Origin of the sequence: Variovorax sp. PBL-H6 (assembly GCF_901827155.1) — a bacterium.
Lineage (GTDB): Bacteria > Pseudomonadota > Gammaproteobacteria > Burkholderiales > Burkholderiaceae_C > Variovorax.
Window position 1 is genome coordinate 530775 of record NZ_LR594659.1, and the last position, 18675, is coordinate 549449.

At 67.8% G+C, this 18675-nt stretch carries 12 protein-coding genes; 6 read left to right on the top strand and 6 right to left on the bottom strand.

Features of this window, described 5'->3' with window-relative positions:
- The 3 genes from G3W89_RS02615 to rsmI all read right to left on the bottom strand — a co-directional run bounded on the left by G3W89_RS02615 (position 1) and on the right by rsmI (position 7699).
- Complete coding sequence (locus tag G3W89_RS02615; protein WP_162572641.1) at positions 1-6240, bottom strand: RHS repeat-associated core domain-containing protein; 6240 nt, start codon at positions 6238-6240, stop codon at positions 1-3.
- Between the two features lie 68 nt (positions 6241-6308).
- A complete protein-coding gene (locus G3W89_RS02620) occupies positions 6309-6599 on the bottom strand; it encodes an RHS repeat domain-containing protein (protein ID WP_162572172.1) in 291 nt (96 codons plus the stop codon).
- A gap of 167 nt (positions 6600-6766) precedes the next feature.
- The gene (gene rsmI / locus G3W89_RS02625) at positions 6767-7699 is read right to left on the bottom strand and encodes a 16S rRNA (cytidine(1402)-2'-O)-methyltransferase (RefSeq protein ID WP_162572642.1); all 933 of its coding nucleotides are present in this window, start codon (positions 7697-7699) and stop codon (positions 6767-6769) included.
- Positions 7700-7722: 23 nt separating this feature from the next.
- On the opposite strand from rsmI, the gene G3W89_RS02630 reads away from it, so the two are divergent.
- The 3 genes from G3W89_RS02630 to G3W89_RS02640 all read left to right on the top strand — a co-directional run bounded on the left by G3W89_RS02630 (position 7723) and on the right by G3W89_RS02640 (position 9550).
- Positions 7723-8088, top strand: a complete 366-nt coding sequence (locus tag G3W89_RS02630; RefSeq protein WP_162577291.1) for a YraN family protein — start codon at positions 7723-7725, stop codon at positions 8086-8088.
- A 92-nt stretch (positions 8089-8180) separates the two neighbouring features.
- Complete coding sequence (locus tag G3W89_RS02635) at positions 8181-8810, top strand: SIS domain-containing protein (protein ID WP_162572643.1); 630 nt, start codon at positions 8181-8183, stop codon at positions 8808-8810.
- A complete protein-coding gene (locus G3W89_RS02640) occupies positions 8807-9550 on the top strand; it encodes a BON domain-containing protein (protein WP_162572644.1) in 744 nt (247 codons plus the stop codon). The genes G3W89_RS02635 and G3W89_RS02640 overlap by 4 nt, the downstream gene beginning before the upstream one ends.
- Positions 9551-9842: 292 nt before the next feature.
- Here the strand turns inward: G3W89_RS02640 and G3W89_RS02645 are convergent, their stop codons facing one another.
- The 3 genes from G3W89_RS02645 to G3W89_RS02655 form a co-directional block, all read right to left on the bottom strand.
- The gene (locus G3W89_RS02645) at positions 9843-10763 is read right to left on the bottom strand and encodes an NAD(P)-dependent oxidoreductase (RefSeq protein WP_162572645.1); all 921 of its coding nucleotides are present in this window, start codon (positions 10761-10763) and stop codon (positions 9843-9845) included.
- Between the two features lie 35 nt (positions 10764-10798).
- Entirely contained in the window at positions 10799-11935 is a 1137-nt protein-coding gene (locus G3W89_RS02650; RefSeq protein WP_162572646.1) for a PilT/PilU family type 4a pilus ATPase, read from the bottom strand.
- A 551-nt stretch (positions 11936-12486) separates the two neighbouring features.
- The gene (locus G3W89_RS02655; RefSeq protein WP_162572647.1) at positions 12487-13530 is read right to left on the bottom strand and encodes a type IV pilus twitching motility protein PilT; all 1044 of its coding nucleotides are present in this window, start codon (positions 13528-13530) and stop codon (positions 12487-12489) included.
- Positions 13531-13567: 37 nt separating this feature from the next.
- Here G3W89_RS02655 and G3W89_RS02660 point away from each other — a divergent pair, with 37 nt between their 5' ends.
- The 3 genes from G3W89_RS02660 to G3W89_RS02670 all read left to right on the top strand — a co-directional run bounded on the left by G3W89_RS02660 (position 13568) and on the right by G3W89_RS02670 (position 18668).
- Positions 13568-14254 carry a YggS family pyridoxal phosphate-dependent enzyme gene (locus G3W89_RS02660; RefSeq protein WP_162577292.1) on the top strand — a complete coding sequence of 229 codons (687 nt, stop codon included), beginning with the start codon at positions 13568-13570 and terminating at the stop codon, positions 14252-14254.
- Between the two features lie 91 nt (positions 14255-14345).
- Positions 14346-17309 (top strand): L-glutamate gamma-semialdehyde dehydrogenase, encoded by a 2964-nt coding sequence (locus tag G3W89_RS02665; protein WP_162572648.1) that lies wholly within the window; start codon positions 14346-14348, stop codon positions 17307-17309.
- Positions 17310-17393: 84 nt separating this feature from the next.
- The gene (locus G3W89_RS02670; protein ID WP_162572649.1) at positions 17394-18668 is read left to right on the top strand and encodes a Glu/Leu/Phe/Val family dehydrogenase; all 1275 of its coding nucleotides are present in this window, start codon (positions 17394-17396) and stop codon (positions 18666-18668) included.
- Positions 18669-18675: the final 7 nt, after the last annotated feature.

Below are 18675 nucleotides of genomic sequence, written 5' to 3' on the forward strand. Positions count from 1 at the left end.
TCAATCCCCTTGCTTCGGCCACGGCGAATAGTCACGCCCCGGATGCTCCCGAACTCCGTTCTGCCACTCATGGACATGGGGCCGTTCGTAGCCTTGATGTGGCTTGTCGTAGTCCCGCATTGGAACGCCGTCTAGTCCGTATTCCCTTGTGCGGCGCTGACCTTCCTTTGTGCCTCCCGGCTCACCGCGATTGGGCACATCCTTCTCCTTGCCCGTGGAGGCCCCATCTGCTTGGGCGTCGACTCCGTCATTAAACATCCAATTCCCAAGCGCAGCCGCTCCTTGCGCGAGGCCGTCGCGGCACGAAGGCATTGCCTGGCAGACCAGAAGGCCACCTATCACAGGCACCCCAACCACAGCAGCATTGGTCCTGATCATGTTGGGATCGGAGCCACTGCCGATGACGTAGTCCGCCGGGCCCGATCCGCTACCAGCTCCTCCAACGCCAGCAGCCAGCGCTGCTGCTTCGCTGGCTCTCAATCCGGAGGGGTCCGTCCGGTTTGCCGGGTTGTTGCCCACGTAGGCGTACAGGTTGACATCGTCTTTGTAGCCAATCGGGTCCGTCTGCAGGAACCTGCCGAGGCCCGGCAAGTAAAAGCGTGCCTTGTAGTAGTACAGCCCCAGCTCGCCGATGAGCTGCTGGCCGGTGTACCGGAACCTCGGTCCCGTCGCCGTGTTCGGCTCGCCGTAGGGCCCGTAGCTGTAGGTGCCCGTGGAGGCGCCTGTCGCATTGGCCGTGGCCACGATGCTGCCCAGGTGGTCCGCGTAGAACCAGTTCTTGGCCGTGGTGCCTGATCCTTCGTACCAGACGATCGGCTCGTCGGTGCCGGGGCCATGTACATAGCGTCGTTGCAGCGTCGTGCCCGCCGCGTCGTACTCGGCGATCAGGTTCACCACGTCGTACAGCAGGTTCGCCGTGCTGGCTCCGATCGCCGTTTGCCGCAGGCGCCCTTCCGCGTCATAGCTCAAGGTCGCTGCAGTGCCCGTCTTGCTCGCCGTCTTCAGCCGGTTGTCCAGGTCGTAGCCATAGCTCCAGGTGCCATCGCCCGTGAGGTTGCCGTTGGCGTCGTAGCTCTGCGTTGCGCCACCCGCCGCGGTGTACTGGTTCAGCCCATTGCTGGTGTAGCTCTTCGTGCCCGCGCTTGCCCCGCTCCACTGGTACAGGTTGTTGGTCCAGGCGACGCTCTTGAGTTCTCTGACTTGGTTGCGCGTGTAGCTGTATTGCACTTCCTGAGACGGCGAAGCGAGGAAGTTCTTCAGCGTGGCGAGTGCCCCCTGGTTGTCGTAGCTGCGCTGGATGGTGGTCCCATTGCCGAGCGTCACGGTGGTGCGCCGTCCCAGGTCGTCGTAGGCGTAGCTGGCGAGGCTGACGCTGCCGTTCTCCTGGATGACGCTCGGCCGGTTGGCCGCGTCGTAGCTGGTGGTCGTGTAGAACGCATCGGGCCACGTGGTGCGGATGCGGTTGCCCGCGGCGTCGTACTGTTGGCTCAGGGTCTTGCCGCCCGCGGTGGTGCTCGCGAGGCGCCCGGCGTTGTCCCAGGCGTAGCTGATGGCGTGCGTGCCGTTGGCGAACTGGGCCGAGGTGCGCAGCCCTCGCAGGTCGTAGCCGAACTGGACGTTGTCGGCGGTGTTGGGATAGCTGCGTGTGCTCAGGCGGTTGAGGTTGTCCCAGGCCTGAGTGACCACCTGCCCGTTGCGCCTGCGCATCGAGATGATGTTGCCGTTGGCGTCGTACGCGTTCTCCTCGTAGTCGTTCGCGTTGCCGTAGAGAGGGGTGGCCGGCAGCGGGTAGTACGTCCTGGCGAGCCGGTCGAAGCCGTCGTAGGTGTGGACGGTGAGGTTGTTCTTGGCGTCCTTGACCGAATCGACATTGCCGTTGGGCGTGTAGGTGTAGGTCGCATAAGCCTGGGCCAGTGCCGTGCCCACGGCCTTGTTGATCGCCTGCACGGTGTCGTCGAGGTTGTAGACGGTCTCGGTGACGCGGTTGCCCCCATCGGCGGCGGCGAGGTACTGGGTCGTCCGGAACGGCCGGTCCAGGTCGTCGTAGGCCGTGTCGGTGATGGGGACGGGAGCCGCTTCGGTCGGACAGGTCGTGGCCGCGGCGGTGACGCCCGGGCCCCAAGTCCGGGTGACCTTGCCGGTCTCGCTGTAGCGGCGGCAGCTCACGAGCCATTGAGTCCCCTGCTGCGCCGCGCTCTTGACCGCGCGGCCGTCCGCGTCATAGGCCACGCGGCTCTGCTTGCCCACCGCATCGGTGACCTGCGTAGGCCGGCGCTCAGTGTCGTAAGCCGTGGCGATCGTGTCCGCCACATCGGTGCGGGGCCCATCGACCCCGGTAAGGTTTCCGGTCAGGTCATACGTAAAGCTGGTCGTCAGATTCAGCTTGCCGGTGCCCGCATCAACCGTGCTGGTCTGCGGCACGTACTTGTTCGCAGCGTTGTAGGTGGTGGCGGTCACCACGCTGTTGCTGGCGCTGGTCTTGACGGTCTGCGAGCTCGGCAGGTAGAAGCTCGGGAAGCCGCTCGGCGTGAAGGCGCTGTAGGCGTAGGTGGTCTGAGGTGCCACTCCGGCCGCATCGGCCGGCGCGGTGATGGCCAGCGGCAGGCCTTGCGCGGTGTAGGTGTAGGTGGTGGTTTTGCCCCGCGCGTCGATGGCGGTGGCCACCTTGTTGAAGGCGTTCTCGTAGTAGAAGCGCTGCACCCGGTTGGCCAGGCCGCTGCCGGGCTTGGCAATGCTGGTGATGCTCTGGACGTTGTGCGTGCAGCGGAACGTCGGGTTGGTGCAGGTAGCGTCGTCGTAGGCGTACTCGGTGGCGTTGCCCTCGGGGAGTTGCTTGCGGATCAGTCGCGACTGGCCGTCGTAGGTGTTGGTGGTCCAGTTGCCCGCGGGGGTGCTGAACTGAATGACATTGCCCTGCCCATCGAGATAGCTGGTGCGGGCGACTGCGCCCGGACCCACTTCCTCGGTTCGAGATCCGGCGAAGTAGTAGTCGTAGCTCTTGCCCCGCGCATTCACCTGGTTCTTCACGCGCCCGAGGCTGTCGTAGGTGTTGGTGAGCGCGGCGGTGGCCGGGAGGCTGGGGTTGTAGATGCTGCGGATCTGTCCCGGTAGGGTGTACGAGAAGGTCGTGCCTTGACCCAGTGTGTTGGTGAAGGTGGCGAGGTTCGAGTTGGCGTCGTAGCCGAAGCTCACGGAGCGCGTTCCGTCGCTGACCTGCGCGATGCGCCCGTTGGCGTTAGTAAAGGTCAACGTGCGGCCCAGGCTGTTCTGGACCTGCGCGAGGTCGTTGCCCGAGTAGGTGAACTTGGCCTGGACGCCGCTGGGCTCGGTGTAGGTTTCGGCCTTGCCGGCGGCGTTGAACTTCAGGGCGGCGCGGTTGAGGAACTCATACGCGTAGGTGCCGTCGGTGCTCTTCGTCAGCTTGCCGGATTTGCCAGGGGGCGGGTTGTACATGCCGGTTCCGTCGGGCAGCTTGACGAACACCTCGGCATTGAGACCCTGGGTCACCACCACGGTGTTGTTGATCAGTTGGTCGCCGAACCAGCGTTGGCCGAGCGTGGCGGCCACGAGCTTGGCAAGCGGGCGTGCCGGGTCCATCAGCAGGTCGAAGGAGGCCTTGTGCTCGACGATGGTGCCCACGGCATCCAGGGCGGAGTCCTCGCCCATGGCTTGGAAGCCATCGGAGTTGACGGCGGCAGTGGCGTTGAAGTTGTGGGTCCAGCCCTTGCCCAGAGGGCCGTTCTGGTTGCGCATGCCGGAGCTGTACAGGCGCTGGAAGCCCAGGCTCTGCGGGAAGCTGCCGACGCCGACATTGAGGTCCTCGTGGTTGTAAAGGAAGTGGCCCTGGACCATGTCGATCGGGTCGCCGAGGAGTTGCGGGCCGGCTTGGGTCAGATCGCTTTGTTCTCTGGTTGCTTGGACCACGGTCGCGCTGGCCGCCCCTGCCGACTGCTCGTACGTCGCGTAGCCGCCCGACAGGCCATTGCTGATGACGGAGCCCAGGTAAAGGCCCGAGCCCACGGTGAAGTAGCCCGCGCCGCTCCAGCTGTTCTCGGCGATGTCGCAGCGCGCGGGCAGGATCAGGCGCAGCCCGGAGGCCAAATAGCTGCTGAAGTTGCCGAGATGCGCCCCGCAGTTCACCAGGTTGGGCTGCACGGCGCTCGCGTAGTTGGCCGACGTGGCGTTGTAGATGCGCTGGCCGGCCGCCGAGGCGAGGTCCATGAGCTTGACCGTTGATACGGCCGGAACCCCGGTGGTCTGCTGCACCGCCGTGGACTCGAGGATGCTCAGGTGCATGGCCCAGTTGGCGAACGCCGCGCTCTCCTTGTCGGTGTTGCCTGCGAGGTTGGCCACGGCCAGCACGTTGCTGGGCAGGTCGACGTAGGCGCTGCCGGTGTAGCCCACGATGCCCACCTGGTGCTGGTGCAGCAAGGTGGTGTCGGCGATGCGCTCGGTGATGGTGCCGGCGTGGGTGTTCTGGGCGATCCACTGGGCGCCGATGACGCCCAGGGTGCTGCCCAGCAGCGGTTCGGAAGCGTCGGCGGCACCGGAGGCCTTGAGGTCGCTCAACACGCGCCGGTAGTTCTCGGCCGGGCCACGGCCTGCGGGACCCCATCCGTTCGCAATGAGGAAGGTGTTGGTGCCGCCACCCAAGATCCTCTGGGTGAAGCTGTGGTTCGCCCAGGTGGAGACGTAGGCGTTGTGGGTGACGGTGAAGGTGACGGCGGTCGAGGCACCGGGAGTGACGGCCGTGCCGGGCGCACCGACGGCGACGCCATCGAGCTTGAGGATGGGTTGATTCGCCCCGTTGTAGGTGAGGGTCAGGCGCTTGCCGTAGATCGCATCGGAGGTGTAGGTCTGGTCGATGCCTTGGTACTGCACGCGCAGGGTGGGCTTCATGTAGCCCGGGAGCTCGGCCAGCTCCTCGCTGCCCCAGGCGGTGTTCTGGTAAGGCAGTGATGTCTGGCGCAAGGCGCCGTAGAAGGGGACGATGGTCTTGCCGCCGAGGACGTCGTCCAGGGTGGCGGTTTGTTTGGAGGTGCGCAGGGAGACCGCGAGGATGCCAGCGTACTTCTCGAGGTTGAAGCGGATGTTGTTGCGGTTGATGTTCTGGACGTAGTCGGCCGCGACGGTGGCGCCGCTCTGGGCGGAGGCCAGGTAGTTGGCGGCGTTGTAGCCGGCGTAGCTGGCGAGGTCGATGCCGCTCTTGAAGGTGTGGGGCTTGTAGCTCGGGTCGAAGACGTACCAGCTGCCGTTGATCTTGGTCTTGACCCAGACGTGCTCGATGGAGACATCCGTCAATGCGGCGACGGTGCCGGGGCAACTGCCCGCGGTGGTGGCGTTGATCTCGTAGACCGGGATCTGGGCCTGGCCCAGGAGCGAGAGGACACCGCAGGCATTGGCGGTGCTCACGCCCCACCACTCAGTCAACTGAGCGGCGCTGAGCTTGGCGATGCCGCGCACGTAGTTGGCCTCCATGCCGGAGGCGCGCAGCAGCTCGACCATCAAGGCCGCCTGGTCGTGGGCGGTGGCCTGGTTGTCGAGCACGGCGCCGAGGGCACCCTTCTGGATGCCGAAGGTGGGGTAGTACTCGACGTTGTTGCGCACGTACTGGTAGATGAGGTCGGGGTGATTGCGCAGGGACCGGGCGAGCTCGGCGATGGAGGCCGGACCGGAGGCAGCGGCGTCGCCGGAGATCTTTGCGGCGGAGGTGGATCTCGAAGTCTTGCTGGTCTTGGTCGCCGTGGATGCCGCAGTGACGCCTTGATTGACGTTGGCCGGAAGGACTCTCGACTTCAGGATGCGCTGGGCATCGGCGAAGGTGACCGGGGGCATGTTGGCGCGAAGGACGCCGGGGGCGGGAGCGAATTCGCCGGGGGTGCCGGGGGTGCTCGTGGTGCTGCCGGTAGCGGCTGCACCTCGCGCCGAGACGTTGGCCTCCTTGGCGCCGTCCTTGACGGCCTCGCGTCGCACCGGGTCCTTGGCGGTGGGAAGGTCCACAGGTTGGTAGCGCAGAGCGGGCTGGCCGCTTGCGAAGCTCAACGAACTGCCCGAGCCTGATGTGCTGGTGGAGGAAGAACGCAGGCTGACACCGGACTTGGTACCCGGAACGCCGAGGGCGATGGCCGGCGGTGCAGCCTTGCGCGCAACGCCTCCCTGGATCTGTGCAGCCGCAATGCCGCCTACAAGCGATGTGGCAACGACCACGGCAACGGCGCACGCGCGCGCGAGCTTGGACATGGGAACTCCCTGGGGTTTTTATTCGAGAACGGGCTGCACGCGCTTGTCGTGCAGCGGGAACCGGCCGACTACGACGAGGTGGCCGCGACCGAGCTGCGATTGCCTGCTGCGTCGTAGCTGTAGGTGATCGTGGTGGTGGAGGCGCCGTCGCTGTACACGGCACTGGCCAGTCGGCCCAGCGCGTCGTAGCTGTAACTCACGGAACCCGCGTTGGCCGGATGGCCTGCGAGCGCGGCGGCGCACAGGCAAGCGGCAAGAACTGTGCGGCTCAACATCCGTGTCGGCACATGGCGATCGGATGGCATCGGTGCGTGCGAGCTCGATGCATGCGCTGGCAATACAGCAGTCTTCTTATTCATTGGGGGAACTCGATTCTTTTTGGTGCCGCGGACTGTAGTCGAGCCGGACGCAAACAAAAAATCGTTTTTTGTCGCGCAAATCTTGCACGCGCCCTCATGCGCGCGTGGCCGTGGAGGCGGTGCAAGCCCAGAACGGCTGCAGGTTGTGAGCCCGTTCGGGGGCCCGCTCAGCGCTCGTCTTCGCGCAGGCGCAGCGCCAGCTCGTAGAGCGCGTTGCGCGGCGCGCCGCTGATCTCGGCCGCGAGGCGCACCGCGCTCTTGAGCGGCAGCTCGGCGAGCAGCAACTGCAGGACGCGCCGGGCTTCGGCGTCGTCGTCCCCTGCCGCCGGCGCAGGATGCAGCGCCAGCGCGAACTCGCCGCGCGTGCGGTCGCGGCTGGCCGCGAGCCAGGCGGGCAGCTCGGCGGCGGGCAGCGTGGCGATTTCCTCGAACTGCTTGGTGAGCTCGCGCCCGACCGTCACGCGCCGTTCGCCCAGCACGGCCAGCGAGCGCGCCAGCGCCTCGATGCGATGCGGCGCCTCCAGCAGCACCACACTGCGAGGCTCGGCGGCGAGCGTCTGCACGGCGGCATCGCGCTCGCCGGGCTTGGCGGGCAGGAAGCCGGCGAAGACGAAGGCACTCTCGGCATCGCCGCCAGCGATCAGCCCTGCGGCCGACACGAGCGTGGTCACGCTGCTCGCGCCCGGCAGCGGCAGCACGCGCAGGCCCGCTGCGCGCACCGCGGTGGCCAAGCGTGCGCCCGGGTCGCTGACGCCGGGGGTGCCGGCATCACTGACATAGGCGATGCGCTCACCGGCGGCGAGCCGCGCGATCACGGCCTGCGCCGCCTCGGCCTCGTTGTGCTGGTGCAGCGCCAGCAGGCTGGCCGCGGGCCGCTCGATGCCGTAGGCGCGCAGCAGGCCCTGCGTGTGCCGCGTGTCCTCGCAGGCCACGGCATCGACCAGCTGCAGCACGTGGAGCGCGCGCAGCGTGATGTCCGCCAGGTTACCGATCGGCGTGGCGACGACGTACAGCGTGCCTTCGGGATAATGCTGCGCGCCCGCGGCATCGCGCGCTGCCGGAAGGGCTGCGCCGAAGGAAGCAGGGGCGAGGGAGGTCAAAGGTGTTTCTCCAGAACAAGAAGGTGGCCGAGGCCACCACCAAGCAGCGCGGCGATGCGGCCGAGGCGGCCGCGCTCGCGCATCTGCAGTCGGCCGGCCTGGTGCTGGTCGCGCGCAATTATCGAACCCCGGGCCGCGGTGGCGGCGAGATCGACCTGATCATGCGCGAGCCGCGCGACGGCACGCTGGTCTTCGTCGAGGTGCGCCATCGCGCCGGGGCAAGCCATGGCGGCGCGGCCTCCAGCATCACCGGCGTGAAGCGGCGGCGCATCGTCTTCGCGGCGCGACACTACCTGAGCCGCCTGCGCACGCTGCCGCCCTGCCGCTTCGACGTGGTGCTGGTCGAGGCGCACATCGAATGGATCCGCGCCGCCTTCGATGCCGATTGATGTTCTTCCGGAACGGGGAACCCGGGCCGGCCGCCGCACTCAAGTGAGGCAATAACCTTTTGTTGCGCGAGCCGCAGTTATCATCCCGCCCCATGCTCGAGCAACGGATCCAGCAGCACTTCATCGACAGCGCGGACCTCAAATACCAGGCCGGCCCGCTTCTCGGCAAACCGATCTCCCAGGCCATGCAGGCGCTGCTTGCCTGCGTGACCAGCGGCGGCAAGATCCTGGCGTGTGGCGCGGGAGTCTCCGGCCTGCTGGCGGCGCAGTTCGCCGCGCAGTTCGTCGGCCGCTTCGAACGTGATCGCCCCGGGCTCGGCGCCATCGCGCTGCCGCTCGACGCCATCGACCCCACCGCGGATACGCCCGAGGTCGGCGACCCGGACCGCTTCGCGCGCCAGGTGCGTGCGCTCGGACAGGGCGGCGACGTGCTGCTGGCCCTCAGCGCCAGCGGTCAATCCGCCGCGGTGCTGGCCGCCGTCGAGGCGGCGCACGCGCGCGACATGACGGTCGTCGCGCTGCTGGGCAACGCCACGAACGGAGGCGCCAGCAGCAGCAATCCCGGCGGCGCCGTCGGGCGTGCCCTGCGCGAAACCGATGTCCAGATCTGCGTGCCGCACGAGCGCGCGGCGCGCATCCACGAAGTCCACCTGCTCGTGCTGCACTGCCTGTGCGACGGCGTGGATGCCCAGTTACTCGGAGAACAGGAAGGTTCCTTATGACGACGACATCCCTCCAGCGCCTCGCGCTGGCCTTGACCGCGGGCGCTGCACTGGCTGCCAGCCTTTCCGCTTGCGTTCCGCTGGTGGTTGGCGGTGCAGCGGTGGTGGGCGCGGGCATGGTGGCGACCGACCGCCGCAGCTCAGGCGCGCAGCTCGACGATCAGGGCATCGAACTGCGCGCGAGCGCGCGGGTGCGCGAAATCGCGAACGACCAGATGTACGTCAGCGTCACCAGCTACAACCGCCAGGTGCTTCTGACCGGCGCGGTGGGCAGCGAGGCCGACCGCCGCCGCGTCGAGGACGTGGTGCGCCGCGTCGACAACGTGCGCTCGGTGGTCAACGAGCTGACGATCGGCGCGCCCAGCACCTTCCAGGAGCGCTCCAGCGACACCCTCGTCGCCGGCAAGATCAAGGCTTCGCTGCTTGACGCCAAGGACATCTTCGCCAATTCCTTCAAGGTGGTCGTGGAGCGCGGCACGGTCTACCTGATGGGCCTGGCCACGCGGCGCGAGACCGATCGCGCCACAGAAGTCGCCCGCGGCGTCTCCGGCGTGCAGAAGGTCGTGCGCGTCGTCGAGATTGTCAGCGAGGCGGAGTTGGCTGGCCAGCCGCAGCAGGGCGGCACCGGTACAGCGCCGGGCGGCTCGCGCTCCAACGTACCGCTCCCGCCGATGGAGCCGCTGCCCCCAGCCGGGTCTTCGCAGCCCTCCGGCGGTGCGATCACCACCCCCGTCCGATAGGCGATTCCAGGAACACCGCGGAACCGGCTTTGCCGGGCCGCTGGTGTTGCCCCCGGTAGGGGGTGGGCGGCTACACGAAGTGAGCCAACCTGGGGGCGAGCCAAGTGACACCGCGGAACCGGCTTTGCCGGGCCGCTGGTGTTGCCCCCGGTGAGGGGTGGGCGGCTACACGAAGTGAGCCAACCTGGGGGAGAGCCAAGTGACACCGCGGAACCGGCTTTGCCGGGCCGCTGGTGTTGCCCCCGGTGAGGGGGTGGGCGGCTACACGAAGTGAGCCAACCTGGGGGCGAGCTTATTTCAGCCGCGTGATCAGGCTCGACGTATCCCAACGCCGCCCGCCGGCCTGCTGCACGTCGGCATAGAACTGGTCCACCAGCGCGGTCACCGGCAGCCGCGCGCCGTTGCGCTTGGCCTCGTCGAGCACCAGGCCGAGGTCCTTGCGCATCCAGTCGACGGCGAAGCCGAAGTCGAACTTGCCTTCGGCCATCGTCTTGCCGCGGTTGTCCATTTGCCAGCTCTGCGCTGCGCCCTTGCCGATCACGGCCAGTACCTCGTTCATGTCGAGACCGGCGCGCTGGCCGAAGGCGATGGCTTCCGACAGGCCCTGCACCAGGCCCGCGATGGCGATCTGGTTGACCATCTTCGCGAGCTGGCCGGCGCCGCTGTCACCGAGCCGCGTGACGGCGCGCGCGAACGCCGCGATGACGGGTTCCACGCGCGCGAAGGCCGTCGCATCGCCGCCGCACATCACCGTCAATGCGCCGTTTTGCGCACCGGCCTGGCCGCCGGAGACGGGCGCATCGATGAACTGCACGCCGCGTTCCAACGCAGCCTTCGACAGCTCGCGCGCCACGTCGGCCGAAGCGGTGGTGTGGTCGACGAAGACCGTGCCCTTGGCCGTGCCGGCGAGGGCGCCGTCCTCGCCCAGCACCACCGAGCGCAGGTCGTCGTCGTTGCCGACGCAGCAGAACACGATGTCGGCGCCGGCCGCGGCTTCGCGCGGGGTGGGCGCATGGCGCAGGCTGCCCTTGGCCTGGGAGCCGAACTCCTGCTGCCAGGCGGTGGACTTCGCCGCGGTGCGGTTGTAGACCGCGACGCTGTGGCCGGCCAGGGCGAGGTGCCCGGCCATGGGGTAGCCCATCACACCGAGGCCGAGGAAGGCGGTTCGGTGCGCCGGAATGGGGTCGTAGGATTTGGGGTTGAGACTGCTCATGAGGGCGAGCTTATCGCCCCTTGCCGCCTTCGTGCTCAGACGATCGCGAAGTGCTCGGTGCCGGCGGACAGGTCGGTCGTGCGCGCGCGCTGGCTGTTGAGCTTGATCTGCAGCCGCAGGTCGTTGGCCGAGTCCGCATTGCGCAGCGCGTCCTCGAAGGAAATCATGTTGGTCTCGAACAGGTCGAACAGTGCCTGGTCGAAGGTCTGCATGCCGAGGTTGCGGCTCTTCTTCATGACCTCCTTGATCTCGCCCACCTCGCCCTTGTAGATCAGGTCGGTGATGAGCGGCGTGTTCAGCAGGATCTCCACTGCGGCGATGCGGCCGCGGCCGTCCTCGGTGGGGATCAGGCGCTGCGAGATCAGCGAGCGCAGGTTCAGCGACAGGTCCATCAGCAGCTGGGCGCGGCGCTCCTCGGGGAAGAAGTTGATGATGCGGTCGAGCGCCTGGTTGGCGCTGTTGGCATGCAGCGTGGCCATGCACAGGTGGCCGGTCTCGGCGAAGGCTACCGCATGCTCCATGGTCTCGCGGTCGCGAATCTCGCCCATCAAGATGACGTCGGGCGCCTGGCGCAGCGTGTTCTTGAGCGCGGCCTCCCAGCTGTCGGTGTCGATGCCCACTTCGCGCTGCGTCACCACGCAGTTCTTGTGCGGGTGCACGAATTCGACCGGGTCCTCTACCGTCACGATGTGGCCGAAGGAGTTCTCGTTGCGCCAGTCGATCATCGCGGCCAGCGTGGTCGATTTGCCCGAGCCGGTGGCGCCGACCAGGATGCACAGGCCGCGCTTGGTCATCGTCACGTCCTTCAGCACCTGCGGCATGCCCAGTCCGTCGATGGTGGGGAGCTTGGCGGGGATGGTCCGCAGCACCATGCCGACCTTGCCCTGCTGCACGAAGGCGTTGACGCGGAAGCGGCCGATGGCGGTGGGCGAGATCGCGAAGTTGCACTCCTTGGTGCGCTCGAACTCGGCCGTCTGTCGGTCGTTCATGACGGAGCGCGTGAGCGCCAGCGTGTGCTGCGCGCCCAGCGCCTGCTGCGACACCTTGGTGACCTTGCCGTCGACCTTGATCGCGGGCGGGAAGTCGGCCGTGATGAACAGGTCGCTGCCATTGCGGCTCACCATGAGCTTGAGCAGTTCGTTGATGAACTGGCTGGCTTGATCGCGTTCCATCTGACGACTCCTGGTTCAGTTTGGCCGGCGTCGCTGGCCGAGCGCGGCATTCAAGGTTATCCCATTCGGGAAACACCGCGGAACCGGCTTTGCCGGGCCGCTGGTGTTGCCCCCGGAGAGGGGGTGGGCGGCTACACGAAGTGAGCCAACCTGGGGGTGAGCCAAGTGACACCGCGGAACCGGCTTTGCCGGGCCGCTGGTGTTGCCCCCGGAGAGGGGGTGGGCGGCTACACGAAGTGAGCCAACCTGGGGGTGAGCCAAGTGACACCGCGGAACCGGCTTTGCCGGGCCGCTGGTGTTGCCCCCGGAGAGGGGGTGGGCGGCTACACGAAGTGAGCCAACCTGGGGGTGAGCCAAGTAACACCGCGGAACCGGCTTTGCCGGGCCGCTGGTGTTGCCCCCGGTAGGGGGGTGGGCGGCTACACGAAGTGAGCCAACCTGGGGATGAGCCAAGTGACACCGCGGAACCGGCTTTGCCGGGCCGCTGGTGTTGCCCCCGGAGAGGGGGTGGGCGGCTACACGAAGTGAGCCAACCTGGGGGTGAGCCATATTCACCCGGGGAAATTCTCGGGGATCTTGGCCTTGCCGCGGGCTTCTGCGGCGGAAATGACATTGCGCCGCACAAGGTCCGTCAGGCACTGGTCCAGCGTCTGCATGCCCTGGCCGCTGCCGGTCTGGATCGAGGAATACATCTGCGCCACCTTGCCTTCGCGGATCAGGTTGCGGATGGCCGAGGTGCCCAGCATGATTTCGTGCGCCGCCACCCGGCCCTGGCCGTCCTTGGTCTTGCACAGGGTCTGCGAGACCACGGCCTGCAGCGACTCCGACAGCATGGCGCGGATCATTTCCTTCTCCTCGCCCGGGAACACGTCGATGATCCGGTCGATCGTCTTGGCGGCCGAGGAGGTGTGCAGGGTGCCGAACACCAGGTGGCCCGTCTCGGCCGCAGTCATGGCGAGGCGGATGGTCTCCAGGTCGCGCATTTCGCCAACCAGGATCGCGTCGGGGTCCTCGCGAAGCGCCGAACGCAGCGCATTGGCGAAGGACAGCGTCATCGGCCCGACCTCGCGCTGGTTGATCAGGCACTTCTTCGATTCGTGCACGAACTCGATCGGGTCCTCCACCGTCAGGATGTGGCCGTACTCGGTCTCGTTGAGGAAGTTGATCATCGCGGCCAACGTGGTGGACTTGCCCGAGCCGGTGGGGCCGGTCACCAGCACCAGGCCGCGGGGCTTGAGGGCGAGGTCGCCGAAAATCTTCGGCGCGTTGAGCTGCTCCAGCGTGAGGATCTTGGACGGAATGGTCCGGAACACCGCCGCCGCGCCGCGCGCCTGGTTAAAGGCATTGACGCGGAAGCGCGCGAGGCCGTCGATCTCGAAGGAGAAGTCGACCTCGAGGAATTCTTCGTAGTGCTTGCGGTGCGTGTCGCTCATGATGTCGTACACCATGGCGTGCACGGCCTTGTGGTCGAGCGCGTCGACGTTGATGCGCCGCACGTCGCCGTGCACGCGGATCATGGGTGGCAGGCCGGATGACAGATGCAAGTCCGAGGCCTTGTTCTTCACGCTGAAGGCCAGCAGTTGGGTGATGTCCACGAAGCTCCTCGGTGACGTTTTGATACGTTTGACGATTATGACGATGATTGGTGACAAGCTCCAGCAAGTTCGGGCCCGGATCGTGACCGCATGCACGGCCGCCGGCCGCGATACGGCGAGCGTGCGCTTGCTTGCGGTGTCGAAGACCTTCCCCGCCGAGGCGGTGCGCGAGGCCCGCGCCGCCGGCCAGATTGCCTTTGGCGAGAACTATGTGCAAGAGGGCGTCGCGAAGATCGAGGCGTTGTCCGAACTGCGCGGCGAGCTCGAATGGCACTGCATCGGCCCCCTGCAGAGCAACAAGACGCGGCTGGTGGCGACGCACTTCGATTGGGTGCACAGCATCGATCGGCTGAAGATCGCCGAGCGCCTCGCCGAGCAGCGCCCGGCCGAGCTGCCACCGCTTCAGGTCTGTCTGCAGGTCAATGTGGACGGCGGCGCCAACAAGTCCGGCGTCGCGCCGAAAGACGCGCTGGCCTTGGCGCTGGGTGTTGCTGGCTTGCCACGCTTGCGCCTGCGCGGGCTGATGGCGATTCCCGAGCCGGCGGCGGATTTCGAGGCGCAACGTGCCTTGTTCCTCCGCGCCGCAGCCGTCTTCGAGGAGATGCGCGGCGCAGGGCTCGAGGTCGATACGCTCTCGTTGGGCATGTCGTCGGATCTCGAGGCCGCGATTGCGGCGGGCAGCACGATGGTGCGTGTCGGCACTGCGATCTTCGGCGCACGCTGAGCGCCCTCTCGACAGCTGCGGCGGGTTTTTTTGCTGAATCACTCGGCGAAGAATGGCGGACCATCGGCAAATCGCCCACCGGAGTCCTGTCATGCGCCTGCCCACTGCCTACCAGCCCGAAGCCGAGATCGTTTCCCATCGCCTGGCTTCGTTGAAAGGTGCTCTCGACTGGCCGTCGGCCGCCCCCGCAGCCGCACCCTGGGTGCGGGCCGTGCGCGAGCATCCTCCGCATTTCTGGGCCATGGAAAGCCTGCTGCGCGAATACCCGATCTCCAGTGCCGAGGGCTTGGCGTTGATGCGGCTCGCCGAGGCGCTGCTGCGGGTGCCCGATGCCGAGACCGCCATCGCGCTGACGGCCGATCAGCTGGGCCGCGCCGATTTCGAGGGCGCCGCCGATTCCACGTTGGCGCGCCTGTCTGGTTCCGCCATCGCGCTGTCGAAGAAGTTCCTGCCCGACCCGGGTGAGTCCGGCGGCGAGCCGGGCCTGATGGCCCGCGTCGGCGCCCGCACGGTAGTGGCCGCCACCTTGCGGGCGGTGCAGTTGCTGGGCCGCCAGTTCGTGCTGGGCCAGACCATCGACGAGGCGATGAGCGAGGCGCGCTCGGCGCACCAGAAGCACCAGGCCCTGCGCTTCAGCTACGACATGCTCGGCGAGGGGGCGCGCACCGAGGCCGATGCGCGGCGCTACCTCGACAGCTATGCGAACGCCATCCGCTCGATCGCCGCGCACGCGGACCGCGAGGGCGCGCCCGAGCACAACGACGGGATCTCCATCAAGCTCAGCGCCTTGCATCCGCGCTACGAGGACGCGCAGCGCGAGCGCGTGCTGCGCGAGCTGGTGCCGTGCGTGTGGCAGCTCTGCGAGCTGGCCGCCGACGCACGCCTGAACTTCACGATCGACGCGGAGGAGGTCGACCGTCTCGAGCTCTCGCTCGATGTCTTCGAGGCCCTGGCGGCGCGCGTCGCGGCAGAACGGCCGAGTTGGCGCGGCTTCGGCCTTGCCATACAGGCCTACCAGACGCGCGCTCTTGAGCTGGTCGAGCATCTGGTCGTCCTCGCGCGCCGCTACAAGCTGCGCCTGATGTGCCGGCTGGTCAAGGGCGCCTATTGGGATGCGGAGATCAAGCGCGCCCAGGAACTGGGCCTGCCGCACTACCCGGTGTTCACGCACAAGCACCACAGCGACATCAGCTATCTCGCGTGCGCCCGCGTGCTGCTCGCCGCGCCCGACGCCATCTATCCGCAGTTCGCGACGCACAACGCAGGCACCATCGCGGCCATCCTCCAGATGGCTGGGAACACGCCTTTCGAGCTGCAGCGGCTGCATGGAATGGGCGAGGGCATCTACCGCGAAGTGATGAAGCACACCAGCGCGCCCGTGCGCATCTATGCCCCGGTCGGCCGCCATAAGGACCTGCTGGCCTACCTGGTGCGCCGGCTGTTGGAGAACGGCGCCAATTCCTCCTTCGTCAACCAGCTGGGTGACAAAAACGTCGGCGTGGACGAGCTGCTGGTCTCACCGCTATGGCTGGACAACCGCGCCGCGCTGCCCTTGCCCAGCGACCTCTACGGCCCGCCACCGGCGCGGCGCAACAGCCTCGGGCTGGACCTGGCCGATGCCTCGATGCGAGCGCCGCTGCTGGCCGCCCATGCGGATTGCGTGGTGCCCGCCATCGCCGAGTTCGATCCTTCGCAGGCGGCCGTGGCCGTGGCGAAGTCGATGGCCAGCTACACCGCGTGGCGCAAGGCGCCGGTTTTGCAGCGCGCCACCATCCTGCGCCACGCCGCTGACGCGCTGCAGGCCCAACTGCCGCGCTTCTGCGCGCTGCTGGTCAAGGAAGCCTGCAAGACATGGGGCGACGCGGTCGCCGAGGTGCGCGAGGCCATCGACTTCCTGCGCTACTACGCCGACGAGGCCGAGCGCGTGATGCAGCCGGTCGCGCTGCCCGGCCCCACCGGCGAGAGCAACGAGCTGCGGCTGACCGGGCGCGGCCCCTGGGTCTGCATCAGCCCGTGGAACTTTCCGCTCGCGATCTTCCTGGGCCAGGTGGCGGCCGCGCTCGCGACGGGCAACACGGTGCTTGCCAAGCCAGCCGAGCAGACGCCGGCCGTTGCCTCGGAAGCCGTCCGCCTGCTGCACGCGGCTGGCGTACCGGCCGATGCGCTGCAGCTGCTGCACGGCCCTGGCGACACTGTCGGCGCTGCGCTGGTCGCGGCGCCAGGCGTCGCGGGCGTGGTGTTCACCGGCTCGACGCAGGTCGCAAAGACCATCCACCGCGCGCTGGCCGTCAAGGACGGGCCCATCGTGCCGCTGATCGCCGAGACCGGCGGGATCAACGCCATGCTGGTGGATTCCAGTGCGCTGCCCGAGCAGGTGGTCGATGCAGTGGTGCAGAGCGCCTTCCGCTCGGCCGGGCAGCGCTGCTCGGCACTGCGCCTGCTGATCCTGCACGAGAGCATCGCCGACGAAGTGATCCGCATGCTTCAGGGCGCGGCGGCCGAACTGGCGGCCGGCGACCCGGCCCTGCTCTCGACCGATGTCGGGCCGGTGATCGACCGCGAAGCCTGCGAAGGCATCCGGCAGCACCTGAGGCGCCTGGATTCGGAAGCCCGCGTGCTGGTGGGCGGCAGCAGCCCGACCGACGGCGTCCCCCACCTGATCGCGCCGCATGCCTACGAGTTGCCTTCGATCGAGCGCGTGCACTGCGAGATCTTCGGCCCCGTGCTGCACGTGGTGCGCTGGTCGGGCGAGCCGCAGGCGGTGATCGACCGCATCAACGCGCTGGGCTTCGGCCTCACGCTCGGCATCCAGACGCGCATCGACAGCCGTGCCCGGGCGCTGGCCGCGCGCGCCCACGTGGGCAACGTGTACGTCAACCGCAACATCATCGGCGCGGTGGTCGGCGTGCAGCCCTTCGGCGGCGAAGGCCTGAGCGGCACCGGCCCGAAGGCCGGCGGTCCCCATTACCTGGTGCGTTTTTGCGCGGAGCAGACGCTCACCATCAACACCACCGCTGCTGGCGGCAATGCGGCCCTGCTTGCCGCAAGCGCATAAGACGCGACGGATTGCGCATAGGCCATGGCGCGGCAGCGCCGGCAGGGCTATCGTGCACCGCTTCGCAACAACGCCTGGAGCGCCATGTCCGCCGCCGATCTGTCCTACGTCCAACCGACCCCCAACAGCCCCTGGGGCACCTACCTCTCGCAGGTGGACCGCGTGGTGCCCTACCTGGGCGAGCTGTCCCGCTGGGTCGAGACGCTCAAGCGCCCCAAGCGCGCGCTGATCGTCGACGTGCCGATCGAGATGGACGACGGCAGCATCGCCCACTTCGAGGGCTACCGCGTGCAGCACAACATGTCGCGCGGCCCGGGCAAGGGCGGCGTGCGCTTCCACCCGGACGTGACGCTGGAGGAAGTGATGGCCCTGTCGGCCTGGATGACCGTCAAGACCGCCGCGGTGAACCTGCCCTACGGTGGCGCCAAGGGCGGCATCCGCGTCGACCCGAAGAAGCTCACGCACAAGGAACTCGAGCGGGTGACGCGCCGCTACACCAGCGAGATCGGCATCATCATCGGCCCGCAGCAGGACATTCCCGCGCCCGACGTCAACACCAACGCCCAGATCATGGCCTGGATGATGGACACCTACTCGATGAACGTGGGCGGCACGGCAACCGGCGTCGTCACCGGAAAGCCGCTGCACCTGGGCGGATCGCTCGGCCGGGTCAAGGCGACCGGGCGCGGCGTGTTCGTCACGGGCCGCGAGGCGGCGCGCCGGCTGGGCCTGGACCTGCGCGGCGCGCGCATCGCGGTGCAGGGCTTCGGCAACGTCGGCTCGGTGGCGGCGGAATTGTTTGCCGAGGCCGGCGCGAAGATCGTGGCGGTGCAGGACCACACCGGCACCATCGTCAACGCCAACGGGCTCGACTTGAAAACCCTGCTGCCGCTGGCGCGCACCGAAGGGGTGGCCGGCTTCGAGGGCGGTGACGTGATTGCCAACGAGTCCTTCTGGGACGTGGCCTGCGACATCCTCATCCCCGCGGCCCTCGAGGGCCAGGTGACCGCCGAACGCGCGCAGAAGACCCGGGCCAGGCTCGTGCTCGAAGGCGCCAACGGTCCCACCGTGCCGGCGGCCGACGACATCCTGGCCGAGCGCGGCGTGCTGGTGGTGCCGGACGTGATCTGCAACGCCGGCGGCGTGACGGTCAGCTATTTCGAGTGGGTGCAGGACTTCTCGTCGTTCTTCTGGGACGAGGACGAGATCAACCAGCGGCTGGACCGCATCATGATGAACGCGCTCAACCAGATCTGGGACACCGCCGACAGGCACCGGATCACACTGCGCACTGCGACCTTCGCAGTGGCCTGCGAGCGCATTCTCATGGCGCGCCAGGAGCGCGGGCTCTACCCCTGATCGCTGC

Bases quoted from the DNA above. Each gene is read 5' to 3' on its own strand.
- G3W89_RS02615 (WP_162572641.1), bottom strand. From the start codon at position 6,240: ATGTCCAAGCTCGCGCGCGCGTGCGCCGTTGCCGTGGTCGTTGCCACA.
- G3W89_RS02620 (WP_162572172.1), bottom strand. From the start codon at position 6,599: ATGAATAAGAAGACTGCTGTATTGCCAGCGCATGCATCGAGCTCGCAC.
- G3W89_RS02635 (WP_162572643.1), top strand. From the start codon at position 8,181: ATGCTCGAGCAACGGATCCAGCAGCACTTCATCGACAGCGCGGACCTC.
- G3W89_RS02640 (WP_162572644.1), top strand. From the start codon at position 8,807: ATGACGACGACATCCCTCCAGCGCCTCGCGCTGGCCTTGACCGCGGGC.
- G3W89_RS02645 (WP_162572645.1), bottom strand. From the start codon at position 10,763: ATGAGCAGTCTCAACCCCAAATCCTACGACCCCATTCCGGCGCACCGA.
- G3W89_RS02650 (WP_162572646.1), bottom strand. From the start codon at position 11,935: ATGGAACGCGATCAAGCCAGCCAGTTCATCAACGAACTGCTCAAGCTC.
- G3W89_RS02660 (WP_162577292.1), top strand. From the start codon at position 13,568: ATGACGATGATTGGTGACAAGCTCCAGCAAGTTCGGGCCCGGATCGTG.
- G3W89_RS02665 (WP_162572648.1), top strand. From the start codon at position 14,346: ATGCGCCTGCCCACTGCCTACCAGCCCGAAGCCGAGATCGTTTCCCAT.
- G3W89_RS02670 (WP_162572649.1), top strand. From the start codon at position 17,394: ATGTCCGCCGCCGATCTGTCCTACGTCCAACCGACCCCCAACAGCCCC.